A 13,900-nucleotide genomic window follows, 5' to 3' on the forward strand; every position below is an offset into this window, starting at 1 on the left:
TGTGCATGACCACCATCAAGTCCCGGATCCAGGATGACCTGACCGCCGCCATCAAGGCGCGCGACGAGCTGCGGTCCGCCACTTTGCGGATGACGCTGGCCGCCATCACCACCGAGGAGGTGGCGGGGAAGAGCGCCCGTGAGCTGTCCGACGCCGAGGTGATCAAGGTGATCGGCCGGGAGGCGAAGAAGCGGCGGGAGGCGGCCGAGGCGTTCCGCAAGGCCGGGCGGGACGAGCAGGCGGACCGCGAGGAGGCCGAGGGGCAGGTGCTGGCGGGCTATCTGCCGCAGCAGCTCTCGGACGAGGAGCTGGCGGCCGTGGTCGCCGAGGCGGTGGCGGAGGCCCGGGCGCAGGGCGCGGAGGGCCCGAAGGCGATGGGCGCGGTGATGAAGATCGTCAAGCCGAAGGTCGGCGACCGCGCCGAGGGCGGCCGGGTGGCCGCCGCCGTCAAGCAGGCCCTGGCGGGCTGAGGCGACGGCGGACGGCCGGGGCGACGGCGGACGGCCGGGGGCCTGGGTGGGGGCACCAGGGCGCCGTGCGTGAGCGCCGGGCGCACTTCGGCACCGGCGGCGGGCCGCGGCATGGAGGTGAACGTGTGAACGCGGCGGGCCGGTTCCCCGCTTCCGGGGGGAACCGGGAACCGGGCCCGCGCCGCGGTCAGGGGCCGACGGTGTTGCCCGGGATGCCTTCGGTGCTGCCGTCCGTGTTGCCGTCGACGTTGCCGTTGGCGCCCCAGTTTCCGCCGTTGCCCCAGCCGCCGATGTCGTTCCAGCCGCCGAGATCGCCCCAGCCGGTGTCGCCGCCGGTCAGGAAGCCGCCGTTGTCGTTGCCGCCCGGCCGGCCCGGCCGGCCGTCATCGTCGTCGCGGTCGTCGTCCTCGTCCTTGTCCTTGTCCTTGTCGCCACGCGGCACGTCCACCTCGTTGAACGGGGTGGCCGGGGTGCCTTCCAGTGCTCCCTGCATGGCGGACCGCCAGATCGGGCCGGCCACGCCGCCGCCGCTGGCCCGCGCGTAGAAGGTGCCGCCGATGGTGATGTTCTCCATCGGGGGCAGTTCGGCGTCGCCGCCGACCCGCACGGCGGTGGACAGGTCCGGGGTGTAGCCGACGAACCACACGTTCTTGCGCTCGTCCGTGGTGCCCGTCTTGCCGGCGTTGGGCCGGTCGCCCAGGCCCACCTTGCTGCCGGTGCCGTCCTCCACCACGCCCTTGAGCATCATGGTGACGGTGTCGGCGGTGTGCGGGGACATCACCTGGTGGCACTCCGGCTCCGGGGTGGCGAGCTGCTTGCCGTCCGCGTCGGTGACTTCCAGGATCGTGAGCGGCGTGCAGTAGGTGCCGTGGGCGGCGAAGGTGGCGTAGGCGTTGGCCATCATCAGCGGCGTGGTCTCCTGGCCGCCGATGGTGAGGCTCGGCACCTGGAGCAGCGGCTCCTGGCCGGCGCCCTTGCGGACCCCCATCTTCTCCGCCATGGTGGCGGTCTCGCACAGCCCGGCCATCTCCTCCAGCTTGATGAAGTACGTGTTGATGGACAGGGCCAGGGCCTCGGACATGTCCCAGGTGCCCTTCTCCGACTCCAGCTCGTTCTGCGGTTCCCACCCGTCGTCCGGATCGCCGGCCGGCAGACCCTCGCAGGTGAAGAACTTGGTGGTGTCGACCTTCATCTTCCAGTCGGTGGTGAACATCTGGGCCGGGCTGATGCCCTTCTCCAGGGCCGCCGCCGCGGTGATCGGCTTGAAGGTGGAGCCGGGCTGGAAGCCGGAGGTGGAGCCGCCCATGTCGCTGGAGGCGTTCATGTTCAGCACGGTCTGGTTCTTCGAGGCGTCGTTGCCGTAGGGGCGGCTCTGCGCCATGGAGAGGATGTGGCCGGTGCCGGGTTCGACCTGGACGACGGAGGCGACGACCGGGTCGTCCGGGTAGGCGCCCTCCTTGGCGGCCCTGGCCGCGGCGTCCTGGGCCTTGGGGCTGAGCGTGGTGCGGATGGTGAGGCCGCCGAGGTCCCAGCGGGCCTTGCGCTCGGCCGCGTCCTTGCCGAACACGGGGCTGTTGAGGAACTCCTGCCGCACGTAGTCGCAGAAGAAGCCGGCGTCCCGGACCGCGGTGATGCAGCCGTTCTTGGGCTGGCTGATGTCCAGGCCCAGGTCGAGCTTCTTGGCGGCGGCCGCCTCGGCCCTGGTGACGGAGCCGGTCTCGGCCATCCGGTCCAGGACCGTGTTGCGCCGCTTCTGCGCCTCGGCCGGGTCGTTGATCGGGCTGTACCGGCTGGGCGACTGGACCAGGCCGGCCAGCAGCGCGGCCTCGTGCAGTTCCAGGTCGGCCGCGGGCTTGGAGAAGTAGCGCTGGGCCGCGGCCTCCACTCCGTAGGCGCCGTCGCCGAAGAAGGTGATGTTGAGGTAGTTCTCCAGGATCTGGTCCTTGCCCAGTTCCTTCTCCAGCTGGATGGCGTACTTCAGCTCGCGGATCTTGCGGCCCACGGTCTGCCGGGTGGCCTCGGCGAACGCCTCGGGGTCGTCGCCGGCCGCCTCCACGAAGACGTTCTTCACGTACTGCTGGGTGAGGGTGGAGGCGCCCTGGGTGGTGCCGCCCTCCTCGATGTTGCGGTTGAGCGCGCGCAGCACACCCTTGGGGTCGATGGCGCCGTGCTCGTAGAAGCGGGCGTCCTCGATGGCGATGATGGCGTCCCGCACGTAGGGCGACATCTCGTCCAGGGTGATCACCGTGCGGTTGCGGGAGTAGACCTCGGCGATCTTGCCGCCCTCGCTGTCCAGAATGGTGGTCTTCTGGCTGAGCGGCGGCCGGGTGAGGTTGACCGGCAGCTCGTCGAACTCCTGCACGGTGGTCTTGGCGGCCAGGCCGAGCGAGCCCACGGCCGGCAGCGCGAGCCCGGCCAGCACGGTGCCGGCCAGCACACTGACTCCGATGAACTTCACTGACTGCTGGATCGCGGTCAGACCGCCACCCGGTCGGTTCCTACCCATGGGGCCAGCGTACGTGTTCAAACGCCGGACAGGGGGCCAGGTGTTCGCCTACGCTGATGATGCCGCTTCACACCAATGGGCTTCTCGTCAAGTCCGGCGTCACCCGTTGGAGTGAGATCGCTCGGGTGGGCCATGCAACGGTCACCCGGGTCATGCCTTGTCACCTGGGCAACATCGCGCCCGAATCGCGAGGAATGCCCGGATGGCACCTGCGGTGATCACGGTGGGCAACTCCCTCGAACGAGTGATCTCGTACTCGCTCATAGTCCGAACGGGTCATTCAAGATTAGGCCCCAAGGGGGTGTTGTGCTCCGGCAGCCTTCCGTAACGTCCTCAACTGGCAAGGGTGAATATGCCATTGCCGCCGTGGGGGAGCCTCGATTCGGGAGAGGACGGCACCGGCATGAGCTGGGTTACCGACTGGATTTCGCAGGCAGCTTGCCGCACCGCGGATCCGGACGAACTGTTTGTTCAAGGGGCGGCGCAGAATCGGGCGAAAGCGGTGTGCACCGGCTGCCCGGTCAGGACCGAATGTCTCGCCGACGCACTGGACAGCCGCATGGAGCACGGAGTCTGGGGAGGCATGACGGAACGCGAGCGGCGCGCTCTGCTGCGCCGCCGGCCGACGGTGATCTCCTGGCGGAGACTGCTGGAGACGGCACGGGCGGAGTACGAGCGGACCACGCAGCTCGAACTCCAGCACCGGACCCGCAACCGCTCCGCCCGCGGCGCCGCCTGACCGGCTCCGCACCCCGGCCGCTAGAGTCGGGGCCATGACGAAGTGGGAGTACGCGACCGTACCGCTGCTGGTGCACGCCACCAAGCAGATCCTTGACACCTGGGGCGAGGACGGCTGGGAGCTGGTCCAGGTGGTCCCCGGACCCAGCGCCGAGCAGCTGGTGGCCTATTTCAAGAGGCCCAAGCAGTGAGCGCCCCGGGTTCGGCGGCCGAGGCGCGCCTCGCCGAGCTGGGGCTCGTCCTGCCCGCCGTGGTCGCACCGCTGGCGGCCTACACCCCGGCGGTCCGCTCGGGCGCGTACGTTCACACCTCCGGGCAGCTGCCCATGGTGGACGGCGAGCTCCGGGTGACCGGCAAGGTCGGGGCCGAGGTCACCGCCGAGGAGGCCAAGGAGCTGGCCCGGATCTGTGCGCTCAACGCGCTGGCCGCGGTGAAGTCGGTGGCCGGCGATCTGGACCGGATCGCCCGCGTGGTCAAGGTGGTCGGATTCGTCGCCTCGGCGCCGGACTTCACCGGCCAGCCCGGCGTGATCAACGGGGCCAGCGAACTGCTGGGCGAGGTGCTGGGCGAGGCGGGCGTGCATGCCCGCAGCGCGGTCGGCGTCGCCGTGCTGCCGCTGGACTCGCCGGTCGAGGTCGAGATCCAGGTGGAGCTCGCCGGAGCGGAGTGAGCGCGGGCCGGGGGCGAGCACCGCCGGAACCGTCCGGGAAGCCCGAGCACGGCCGGAGCGGAACCGGTCCGGAATGGTCCGGAACTGTCCGGAACGGACGATGGGGAGAGGCATGGCGGAGCACACGCAGGGCGGCACGAGTGCGGGCACGGGCCCTGGTACGGCTGCGGCCCCTGGTGCGGGTACCGGTGCCGGTGCCGGTGCCGGTACGGAGCAGGAGCGGCCGGACCGCGACTGGTCCGCACTCCCCGCCTGGGAGCAGCGGTTCCGCGCGCCCCGCGTCGGCCTGCCCGAATGGGCGCCCGACGCCCCCGACCGCTGCCTGTTCGTCTCCAACGCCTCGGGCACCTTCGAGCTCTACGCCTGGGACCGGGCCACCGGCACGCAGCGCCAGGCCACCCGGCGCCCCAACGGCACAGTCGACGGCACGCTGACCCCGGACGGCGAATGGCTGTGGTGGTTCAACGACCACGACGGCGACGAGTTCGGCATCTGGATGCGGCAGCCCTTCCACGGCGGCCCGGACGAGCCCGCCCTGCCCGGCCTGGAGCCCTCCTACCCCGCCGGCCTGGCCATCGGCCGGGACGGCACCGTGGTGGTCGGCCGGATCACCGATGAGCACGGCAGCACCGTGCACGTGGCCCGGCCCGGCGCCGGACACGTGGAGATCTACCGGCACCGGCAGTCCGCCGGCGTCGGCGGGGTCTCCCGGGACGGCTCGCTGCTGGCCGTCGAGCACACCGAGCACGGCGACGCCATGCACTCGGCGGTGCGGGTGCTCCGGCTGGACGGCACCCCGGTCGCCGAACTGGACGACACCCGCGGCGGCACCCGGGAACTGGGCCTGACCGTCCACGGCTTCGCACCCGTCGCCGGGGACCCGCGGCTGCTCCTCGGTCACCAGCGCCGGGACCGCTGGGAGCCGATGATCTGGAACCCGCTGACCGGCGAGACCCTCGATCTGGCCCCCGGCCTGCCGGGTGACGTGCACGCCGAGTGGTACCCGGACGGCAGCGCACTGCTGCTGCTGCACGACTACCGGGCGCGCACCGAGCTGTGGAGGCTCGACCTGACCCCGGCGGAGGGGCAGCAGGGATACGGGCTGAGCCGCGTGGAGACGCCCGCCGGTACGGTCTCCGGCGCCACCGCCCGCCCCGGCGGCGGCGTGGAGTACCTGTGGTCCTCGGCGGCCGAGCCGCCCCGGGTACGGTCCACCGCCGGGCCGGCGGACGTGCTGGTGCCGCCGGGACCCCGGCCGCCCGCCTCGCTGCCGGTGACGGACGCCTGGGTGGACGGGCCTGGCGGCCCGGTGCACGCCCTGGTGCAGCGTCCGGCAGACGGCGAGGGGCCCTTCCCCACGGTCTTCGACATCCACGGGGGGCCGGCGGCGCACGACAGCGACGCCTTCGCCGCCGGTCCCGCGGCCTGGCTGGACCACGGCTTCGCGGTCGTGCGGATCAACTACCGCGGTTCCACCGGCTACGGGCGGGAGTGGACGGACGCGCTCAAGCACCGGGTGGGCCTGATCGAGCTGGAGGACATCGCCGCGGTGCGGGCATGGGCGGTGGAGTTCGGGCTGGCCGACCCGGAGCGGCTGGTGCTCACCGGCGCCTCCTGGGGCGGCTATCTCACCCTGCTGGGCCTGGGCACGCAGCCGGAGCTGTGGACGGTGGGCGTGGCGGCGGTGCCGGTTGCCGACTACGTCACCGCGTACGGGGACGAGATGGAGGCGCTCAAGGCGCTGGACCGCACGCTCTTCGGCGGCACGCCGGAGGAGGTGCCGGAGCGCTTCGCGGCCTCCTCGCCGCTGAGCTACGCGGACCAGGTCAAGGTGCCGGTCTTCATCTCGGCGGGCGAGAACGATCCGCGCTGCCCGGTGCGGCAGATCGAGAACTACGTGCGGCGGCTTGCCGAGCGCGGCGCGGTCCACGAGGTCTACCGCTACGACGCGGGCCACGGCTCCCTGGTGATGGAGGAGCGGATCAAGCAGGTGCGGATGGAGATCGATTTCGCCCTGCGCCATCTGCCTCCCGACCCCCGCCGCTCCTGACACCGGCGTTCTGCGTCTCGGTGCTCTCCCGCCCGGCGCCGGCCTCGGCGGACGCCGGGGCCGCCGCCCACGCTGCGCCGGGTGCGGGCCCCGCCCGTGCCAGGTGCGGGGGGCCAGAGGGTGCGGGCCCGCCCGGGTGCGGGCGAGACCGGGTGCGGGCGGGACCGGGTGCGGGAGGAGACGGATCAACCGCCGGGCGTCGCCGCCGTGGTACTGCCCGTGGTACTGCCCGCGGTACTGCCCACCGGCGCGGAAGCCTCGCGGGCGGCGGGGACTGCGGAAGCGGCGGGGACGGCTGGGGCGATGCCGAGCTCGGCGTCCCGCCGCGCCTCGATCTCCCGCCGGTAGAGCCGGAACCACATGAAGACCACGAACGCGGCGAACACGAACCACTCGGCGGTGTAGCCGAGATTCTGGAACGCCTTGAGGTCCAGGCCGGTGCCGGAGGCCGCCTGCGGCGGCACCGCGCGCAGCGGAGCGGTCGCCTCCCGCTCCGTCACAAAGCCGTTGACCACCTCGTACGGCAGGAGATTGATCAGCGAGGCGGCGCCGATCACCGCGACCTGCCCGGAGGGGAGGCCGGAGCGGGCATTGACCGCGCGCGGCGACTCGGCCGCCTGGAGAGCGCCGGTCACGGTCACCGTGCCCGCGGGCGGCGGCGGGACCGCGCCCGGGTCGGGGTCGCCCGGCAGCCAGCCGCGCACCACCGGCACGGCGGGTCCGCCGTCCCGGGGCAGCAGCGGGGTCAGCACATAGAAGCCGCGCTCGCCGTCCAGGATGCGGTCGGGGACGAGAAGCTGCTGCTCCGCGTCGTAGCTGCCGGTGACGGTGGCCGGCCGCCCGACGGTCTCGGTGGTCGGCGGCAGCAGCGTGGACAGCTCCGCCGGGCGCGCCTGCTCGCTCTCCACGGCCCGCTCCTCCTGGGCGCGGTGGCTGTCCACCCGGTCCTCGAACCGGCCCAGCTGCCAGGTGCCCAGCACCAGGCAGAACGGCACCGCCAGCACGACGAACACATTGATCGCCCACCAGCGGGGGGTCAGCAGGAAGCGGTGCACGCCCCCACGGTACCCGCCCGGCACGGTGCGGCCGTCAACCACTCCCGGCCGCCGGGCAGGGCGTGGCCGGGCGCGGTGGCCGTGCCATGCGCCGGGCCATGGGCCGTGCCGGAACCGTGCCGGAAGCCGAGCCGGGCAGCGCGCTCAGGGGGTGGTCCCGGTGACCTTCAGCAGGCCCGTGCGGTAGACGGTACCGGTGCAGGCGCCCGGCACGGCAACCGTTCCGGCGGTCTCCGTGCCGGCGGCCGGCACATAGCTCAGCCGCAGGCCGTCCGCCTCCTCCTGCGGCGCCTCCGTGCCGGTGCCGGCGGTGCTGCTGCCGGTGGTGCCGTCCTGCTCCTCCTCCGTGGTCCGCCCGAGCTGGGTCTGGGTGCCGCCGGACGACGCGCCGGGCGAGGAGCTCGCCTCCGGACCGGGCTCGGTGGACGGCGGCGGCGTGGAGGCGGTCGGGTCCGGATCGGGCTCGGGCTGCGCCGGGCAGCCGCCCCGGGCCGAGTCGGGCGGCGGCACCCAGGCGAAGCGGATCTCGTACGCCTCGCCGGGCAGCAGCAGCAGGCTCTCCTTCCAGCTCTCCGGCAGCGGCAGCTCGGTCGCGCGGTCGCCGTCGGTGCGGAACACCACCTGGAGACCGTCCGCGGCGGCGTCCCCGGTGGGAGCGACCGCCAGCTCGTCGGTGCCGGTGACGGCGCAGGCGGTCTCCGACACATTCGCCACCCGGAACGAGCCGTAGACGTGGCCGCGGTCGTTGGGCTCCTGCAGGGTGCCGGCGATCTCGCCGAGCTGGCCGGCCAGGCAGGCCGGGGTGGACACGCCGTGGGTCTCGGAGATCTCCGGGGACGGGTCCTCGGAGGCCGTGGGCTCCTCGGGGGCGGGTTCGGCGTCCTCGTTCTCCGGGGCCGGGCTGGCGCCGGGGCCGGAGGGCAGCCCGCCGGAGGTGTGGGTGCCCGGTTCGCCCTCGCCCTCCTCGGCGCCGGCGGTGCCGGCCTCCTGGCCGTGGCCGGCCTCCACGGAGGGGGTGGAGGTGCCGTCCGCGGCGACGTTCAGCGCCAGCGGGGTGCCGGTGGCGAACAGCGCCAGGGCCACGCCGCCGACCACGGCGAGCTGGCGGCGCTGACGACGGCGGCCGGGCACGGCGCTGCGCAGCCGCTCCAGGGCGTCGTCGGAGGGCTCGATGCCGCGCACGGATTCGTGCAGCAGTATCCGCAGGATCTCTTCTTCGGAGGCGAGCCCGGGAGGATCAGAGGCCGCTGGGGCGCCGGAAGCCCCCGAGGAGGACGGTGAGGCGGGCGCGGGGGGCGGTGAGGCGGGGGCGGTGGACGGCCGGGAGGAAGCATCGGAGGTCGCCGAGGAACCGGGCGAGCCGTCCGGCCCGGCGCCGGGTTCTTCGAAGGCATCGGGGCTGCCGTCCCGGCGGCCCGAATGGCCGGTCGGCTCCAGGGGATTCATCGCGTGGCCTCCATGGCGACGCGCAGCGCCGCAATGCCACGGGAGCCGTACGCCTTGACGGAGCCCGCGGATATGCCCAGGGCACGGGCCACTTCGGCCTCGGACATGTCGGCGAAGTAGCGCAGCACCAGCACCTCGCGCTGGCGGCGCTGCAGCCCGCGCATCGCCTTGATCAGGTCGGCGCGCTCCAGCTGCTCGTAGGCGCCCTCCTCGGCGCTGGCCATGTCCGGCATCGGCTTGGTGAGGAGCTTGAGCCCGAGTATCCGGCGGCGCAGCGTGGAGCGGGACAGATTCACCACTGTCTGGCGCAGATAGGCAAGGGTCTTCTCCCGGCTGCGCACCCGGCGGCGGGCGGAGTGCACCCGGATGAACGCCTCCTGCACCACGTCCTCGCAGGAGGCCGGGTCGTCGAGCAGCAGGGCGGCGAGACCGAGCAGCGAGCGGTAGTGCTCCTGGTAGGTCTCGGTGAGATGGTCGACAGTGGTGCCTTCAGCCATCGCTTCTTCCGCGTCCTCGCCGCGGGCGCGGACCCGTGATGCTCCGGAGGCGGGAAGCGGAGCGATCACGGGAAGACTCCCGGCGCGGGCACAGGCGTGGGCCGCGGCAACGGGGCGGCGCTGGGCCGGAATCGGCGGCGCTGTGAGTTCGAGGACCTCTGCCACGCCTGTTGGACACTCTCTCCCCCGCGATGGTTGTACGGCGGAGGCGGGTTTCTCATCTCCAGGACCGTGGCCACCATCCGTACCGCCCTGCTTTCCGTTCCCTCGTCCTGCGCGTCCGCCCGGTGCCCCGGGACACACCGCGGCAACAGGGAAAGACGCTCCCCGCGCGGTGCCCGGTTGCGGTCTCGGCGCGCGGGGAGCGTTCATCCTCTCCCGGGGAGTTGGCCGCGAGCAACCTGCCGTGACCTACAGCTCGATCACGAAAGATTCACACGGTACTCCCGGGCCGATCGGTGCTGATCGGCGGGGTGCGGAACGGCCTCAGCGGCCGGTTCCGCCGTATACAACGGCCTCTTCGCTCTCCGAATCCAGCCCGAAAGCGGTGTGCACGGCCCGCACCGCGGCCTGCACGTCGTCCTGGCGGGTGACCACGGAGATGCGGATCTCGGAGGTGGAGATCAGCTCGATGTTGACACCCGCGTCGGACAGCGCCTCGAAGAATGTGGCGGTGACGCCGGGGTTGGTCTTCATGCCCGCGCCGACCAGGGAGATCTTGGCGATCTGGTCGTCGTAGCGGAGCGCCTCGAAACCGATGCCGGACTGCTGCTTCTCCAGCGCCTCGATCGCCCGGGGGCCGTCGGTGGTGGGCAGCGTGAAGGAGATGTCGGTCAGGCCGGTGCTGGCGGCCGACACGTTCTGCACCACCATGTCGATGTTGATCTCGGCATCGGCGATGGCGCGGAAGATGGCGGCGGCCTCGCCCGGCTTGTCCGGCACTCCCACGATGGTGACCTTGGCCTCGGAGGTGTCGTGCGCGACACCCGAGATCAGTGCCTGCTCCATCGGCTGCTCTCCTCGCGGTTCGTTGCTTACCCAGGTGCCCGGCAGGCTGGAGAAGGAGGACCGGACATGGATGGGGATGTTGTAGCGGCGGGCGTATTCCACACAGCGGTGCAGCAGCACCTTGGAACCGGAGCTGGCCAGCTCCAGCATGTCCTCGGCGGAGATCCAGTCGATCTTGCGTGCCTTGGGCACCACGCGGGGGTCGGCGGTGAACACGCCGTCCACGTCCGTGTAGATCTCGCAGACCTCGGCCTCCAGCGCGGCGGCCAGCGCCACCGCGGTGGTGTCCGAACCGCCCCGGCCCAGGGTGGTGATGTCCTTGCTGTCCTGGGAGACGCCCTGGAAACCGGCCACGATGGCGATATTGCCGGCCTCCACCGCGGTCCGGATACGGCCGGGCGTCACGTCGATGATGCGCGCTTTGTTGTGGACCGAGTCGGTGATGACCCCGGCCTGGCTTCCGGTGAAGGACTGTGCCTCGTGGCCGAGCGTTTTGATCGCCATTGCCAGCAGTGCCATGGAGATGCGCTCTCCGGCGGTCAGCAGCATGTCGAACTCCCGGCCGGAGGCCACCGGCGTGACTTCCCGGGCGAGGTCGATCAGCTCATCCGTGGTGTCGCCCATCGCCGAGACCACGACCACCACCTGGTGGCCCTGCTTCTTGGCCTCCACGATCCGCTTGGCGACGCGCTTGATGCCCTCGGCATCGGCAACGGAGGAGCCACCGTACTTCTGCACGACTAGGCCCACGTGTGCTCGCTCCTCTAGGAATCGTCTTTCCGTGTCCGGGATCTTTCCGGCGCACGGTCGGAATCATTTTATTCAGCGGGAGAATTCCGCCCATGAGCGCAGCCACATCCTGAGACGCCGGTGGGCGTCCCGGGAAGGGGCCGGACGGCCTCCCGCTCGGCGGGCAGACCTGCCCGCGGATCGCGGACTCACACGCGAGCGGAGCGAAAAGTGCCGGAAACGTGCCCGAGGTCACACCGCAACACACGCGGTGCTACAGGGGAGGTCACGGAACGTGGACGCCCGCTGCCCGGCCTTGCGCCTCCGCCGGACGGGGCGCGAGGCCGGGTGGACCGCCGCGGCCGGGACGGGAACGCCACACGGCCCGGGGCGTCAGGCGTCAGGCGTCAGGCACGTGACATCCGGTCCGGGCGTCCGGGAAACGCGGAAACGGGGAAACGCCGGCTCAGAGGCTCAAGGGGCTCAAGGGCGGGCACGCCTGGCGCGGTCGGCCTTCAGGCCGAGCGGCGCGGCGATCTCGGCCTCCATCACCTGGCCGGCCTCCAGCTCCAGATCGCCGTCCTCGGCGGCGCTGTCGGTGTCCAGGCCCTCCAGATCCGCCATGGGCGTGTCCAGCCGGACATGCGCCACCAGCGACTGGAGGGCGCGCAGCGCGGCGCTGGCGGTCGGCCCCCAGTTGGAGAGATAGGAGAACTGCCACCACCACAGGGCCTCGCTGATCCGGCCCTCGCGGTAGTGCGCCATGCCGTGCCGCAGATCGGTCACCACATCGGCCAGATCATCGGAGATCCGGCAGGCCACAGGCGTGGAGCGGGGCACGTACGGATCGAAGACCTCGGTGTAGACGTCGACCGGCGCCAGCAGCGCGGCCAAACGTTCGCGCAGCTCGTCCATGTCCGGCTCGGGGCCGGTGTCGGGCTCGTACCGCTCCTCGGGGACGATGTCCTCGTGCGCGCCCAGCCGGCCGCCGGCCAGCAGCAACTGGGAGACCTGCAGCAGCAGGTACGGCACGGCGCTGTCCGGATCGTCGCCCTTGGCGATCTCCTGCACCGCGACCATGAAGCTCTCGATCTGGTCCGAGACCTGGACGGCGAAATCGTCCGGTCCGGGGCCGCGCAGACCGGAACGCTGCCGGGCGTCGGCCCCGGCCGTCCCGGCCGCGCCCGCCGCCGCCCGGACCTGATCCGGCGCAGCCGTCTTCGCTTCACCGGGCTGGTGGACCGCGGTCATGCCGGTCGCCGCACCGTCAGACATCGAGCAATCGTCTCCCCTCGAAGGCACGCCCAAGCGTCACCTCGTCGGCATACTCCAAGTCTCCCCCGACCGGCAGCCCGCTGGCCAGCCGTGTGACCTTCAGACCCATCGGCCCGATCATCCGGGCCAGGTAGGTGGCCGTGGCCTCGCCCTCCAGATTGGGGTCGGTGGCCAGGATGAGCTCGGTGACGGTACCGTCCGCGAGCCGGGCCAGCAGCTCCCGTATCCGCAGGTCATCGGGGCCGACGCCGTCGATCGGGCTGATCGCGCCGCCGAGCACGTGGTAGTGGCCCCGGAACTCGCGGGTGCGCTCGATGGCGACCACGTCCTTGGGCTCCTCCACCACGCAGATCACCGCGGTGTCGCGGCGCGGGTCGCGGCAGATGCGGCACTGCTCGTCCTCGGCGATATTGCCGCAGACGGTACAGAACCGGACCTTTTCCTTGACCTCGTTGAGCGCGCGGGCCAGCCGGCGCACATCGGCCGGGTCGGCCTGGAGGATGTGGAAGGCGATCCGCTGCGCGCTCTTCGGACCGACGCCGGGCAGTCTGCCCAGCTCGTCGATCAGGTCCTGGACCACGCCTTCGTACACGGGGAGCCTTCCGTCAACAAAATCCTTGGGTTTGAGGCTAGTTGTCCGGCGGTGCGGCGGCCAGTGGGGCGCGCGCAGCCGCTGGTTAGAACCCCAGTCCGGGGAGGGAGCCGCCCATGCCCTGGGCGAGCGGGCCCAGCTTGGTCTGCTGGAGCTGCTGGGCGCCGGCGACGGCATCCCGCACCGCGGCGAGCACCAGGTCCGCCAGGGTCTCGGTGTCCTCCGGGTCGACCGCGCGGGGATCGATCTCCAGGCCGGTCAGTTCTCCGGTACCGGTGACCACCGCCTTGACCAGGCCGCCGCCGGCCGAACCCTCGACCGGGGTCTCGGCCAGCTCCTGCTGTGCCCGGGCCAGGTCCTGCTGCATCTTCTGGGCCTGCTGCAGCAGCTGCTGCATATCGGCCCCACCACCGGGAAACACGGCTCCTCCTGGGAGTCGACGACAAAACCGAATCTCGTATCCGTCTTCACGACTTCGCGACGCGTCCGCGCCGGCCCCGATGCGGGGCCCCGCCCGCCTTCGCCGCGCCTCCGCGCCGGGCACGGGCGGTCGCCGCCCGGGCCTCTTCCCGAGCCTACGGCCTCACCCGCCGGCCCCGCCCGTCCACCGCCGGCCGCGGTCAGCCTTCGTGCCGGATCTCCTCGATGACCGTGGCGCCGAGACCCTCGATGAGCAGCTCGGTGCCGGAGAGCGCGCGGTCGTCGAGATCCGGGTCGTCGTCCTCGGGGACGTCGTCCTCGACGCTGACCGGGGGGGTGGCCTCCGGCGCCGGTGTGCGGGGCGGCGGCGTCCGCGCCGGGGCGGCCGGTGCGGGCGCCGGCGGGGGCGTGGCCTGTTCCGTCTGCCGGGGCGGTGCTGCCGCT

At 72.2% G+C, this 13,900-nt stretch carries 13 protein-coding genes and 1 pseudogene; 5 read left to right on the forward strand and 9 right to left on the reverse strand.

Translation table 11 applies throughout. The features are described 5' to 3' along the window. Positions 1–5 precede the first annotated feature (5 nt). Complete coding sequence (locus GQS09_RS12135) at positions 6–470, forward strand: GatB/YqeY domain-containing protein (protein WP_165986044.1); 465 nt, start codon at positions 6–8, stop codon at positions 468–470. Positions 471–657: 187 nt separating this feature from the next. Here the strand turns inward: GQS09_RS12135 and GQS09_RS12140 are convergent, their stop codons facing one another. Then, positions 658–2,976 carry a transglycosylase domain-containing protein gene (locus GQS09_RS12140; RefSeq protein WP_165986045.1) on the reverse strand — a complete coding sequence of 773 codons (2,319 nt, stop codon included), beginning with the start codon at positions 2,974–2,976 and terminating at the stop codon, positions 658–660. Between the two features lie 403 nt (positions 2,977–3,379). Here GQS09_RS12140 and GQS09_RS12145 point away from each other — a divergent pair, with 403 nt between their 5' ends. The 4 genes from GQS09_RS12145 (at position 3,380) to GQS09_RS12160 (ending at position 6,434) form a co-directional block, all read left to right on the forward strand. Beyond that, positions 3,380–3,715, forward strand: coding sequence for a WhiB family transcriptional regulator (locus GQS09_RS12145; RefSeq protein ID WP_207957733.1), 336 nt, complete (start codon positions 3,380–3,382; stop codon positions 3,713–3,715). Between the two features lie 34 nt (positions 3,716–3,749). Next, positions 3,750–3,905, forward strand: a complete 156-nt coding sequence (locus GQS09_RS12150; RefSeq protein WP_165986046.1) for a DUF4177 domain-containing protein — start codon at positions 3,750–3,752, stop codon at positions 3,903–3,905. Beyond that, positions 3,902–4,384, forward strand: a complete 483-nt coding sequence (locus GQS09_RS12155; RefSeq protein ID WP_165986047.1) for a RidA family protein — start codon at positions 3,902–3,904, stop codon at positions 4,382–4,384. The genes GQS09_RS12150 and GQS09_RS12155 overlap by 4 nt, the downstream gene beginning before the upstream one ends. Before the next feature lie 112 nt (positions 4,385–4,496). Continuing rightward, the gene (locus GQS09_RS12160; RefSeq protein WP_165986048.1) at positions 4,497–6,434 is read left to right on the forward strand and encodes a prolyl oligopeptidase family serine peptidase; all 1,938 of its coding nucleotides are present in this window, start codon (positions 4,497–4,499) and stop codon (positions 6,432–6,434) included. A gap of 185 nt (positions 6,435–6,619) precedes the next feature. Here the strand turns inward: GQS09_RS12160 and GQS09_RS12165 are convergent, their stop codons facing one another. The 8 genes and pseudogenes from GQS09_RS12165 to GQS09_RS12200 form a co-directional block, all read right to left on the reverse strand. Then, positions 6,620–7,489 (reverse strand): SURF1 family protein, encoded by an 870-nt coding sequence (locus GQS09_RS12165; protein ID WP_165986049.1) that lies wholly within the window; start codon positions 7,487–7,489, stop codon positions 6,620–6,622. 144 nt (positions 7,490–7,633) lie between these two features. Next, a complete protein-coding gene (locus tag GQS09_RS12170; RefSeq protein WP_165986050.1) occupies positions 7,634–8,935 on the reverse strand; it encodes a hypothetical protein in 1,302 nt (433 codons plus the stop codon). Then, positions 8,932–9,564, reverse strand: coding sequence for a SigE family RNA polymerase sigma factor (locus GQS09_RS12175; RefSeq protein ID WP_165986057.1), 633 nt, complete (start codon positions 9,562–9,564; stop codon positions 8,932–8,934). Before GQS09_RS12175 ends, GQS09_RS12170 begins: the two co-directional genes overlap by 4 nt. Positions 9,565–9,918: 354 nt before the next feature. Further along, positions 9,919–11,190, reverse strand: coding sequence for an aspartate kinase (locus GQS09_RS12180; RefSeq protein WP_165986051.1), 1,272 nt, complete (start codon positions 11,188–11,190; stop codon positions 9,919–9,921). Between the two features lie 462 nt (positions 11,191–11,652). Further along, entirely contained in the window at positions 11,653–12,444 is a 792-nt protein-coding gene (locus GQS09_RS12185) for a DUF5063 domain-containing protein (RefSeq protein WP_243761338.1), read from the reverse strand. Next, positions 12,437–13,036, reverse strand: coding sequence for a recombination mediator RecR (recR, locus tag GQS09_RS12190; RefSeq protein WP_165986052.1), 600 nt, complete (start codon positions 13,034–13,036; stop codon positions 12,437–12,439). Before recR ends, GQS09_RS12185 begins: the two co-directional genes overlap by 8 nt. Positions 13,037–13,121: 85 nt before the next feature. After that, positions 13,122–13,433, reverse strand: coding sequence for a YbaB/EbfC family nucleoid-associated protein (locus GQS09_RS12195; protein ID WP_207957735.1), 312 nt, complete (start codon positions 13,431–13,433; stop codon positions 13,122–13,124). 223 nt (positions 13,434–13,656) lie between these two features. Beyond that, positions 13,657–13,900 (reverse strand): annotated as a pseudogene (locus tag GQS09_RS12200) (DNA polymerase III subunit gamma/tau); the annotation flags it as partial.

This window comes from Streptomyces sp. YIM 98790 (genome assembly GCF_011421595.1).
GTDB lineage: Bacteria > Actinomycetota > Actinomycetes > Streptomycetales > Streptomycetaceae > Streptomyces.

Excerpts from the sequence above, each read along its gene's own strand:
- GQS09_RS12135 (WP_165986044.1), top strand. The coding sequence starts at position 6 with ATGACCACCATCAAGTCCCGGATCCAGGATGACCTGACCGCCGCCATC.
- GQS09_RS12140 (WP_165986045.1), bottom strand. The coding sequence starts at position 2,976 with ATGGGTAGGAACCGACCGGGTGGCGGTCTGACCGCGATCCAGCAGTCA.
- GQS09_RS12170 (WP_165986050.1), bottom strand. The coding sequence starts at position 8,935 with ATGAATCCCCTGGAGCCGACCGGCCATTCGGGCCGCCGGGACGGCAGC.
- GQS09_RS12160 (WP_165986048.1), top strand. The coding sequence starts at position 4,497 with ATGGCGGAGCACACGCAGGGCGGCACGAGTGCGGGCACGGGCCCTGGT.
- GQS09_RS12150 (WP_165986046.1), top strand. The coding sequence starts at position 3,750 with ATGACGAAGTGGGAGTACGCGACCGTACCGCTGCTGGTGCACGCCACC.
- GQS09_RS12185 (WP_243761338.1), bottom strand. The coding sequence starts at position 12,444 with ATGTCTGACGGTGCGGCGACCGGCATGACCGCGGTCCACCAGCCCGGT.
- GQS09_RS12145 (WP_207957733.1), top strand. The coding sequence starts at position 3,380 with ATGAGCTGGGTTACCGACTGGATTTCGCAGGCAGCTTGCCGCACCGCG.
- GQS09_RS12195 (WP_207957735.1), bottom strand. The coding sequence starts at position 13,433 with ATGCAGCAGCTGCTGCAGCAGGCCCAGAAGATGCAGCAGGACCTGGCC.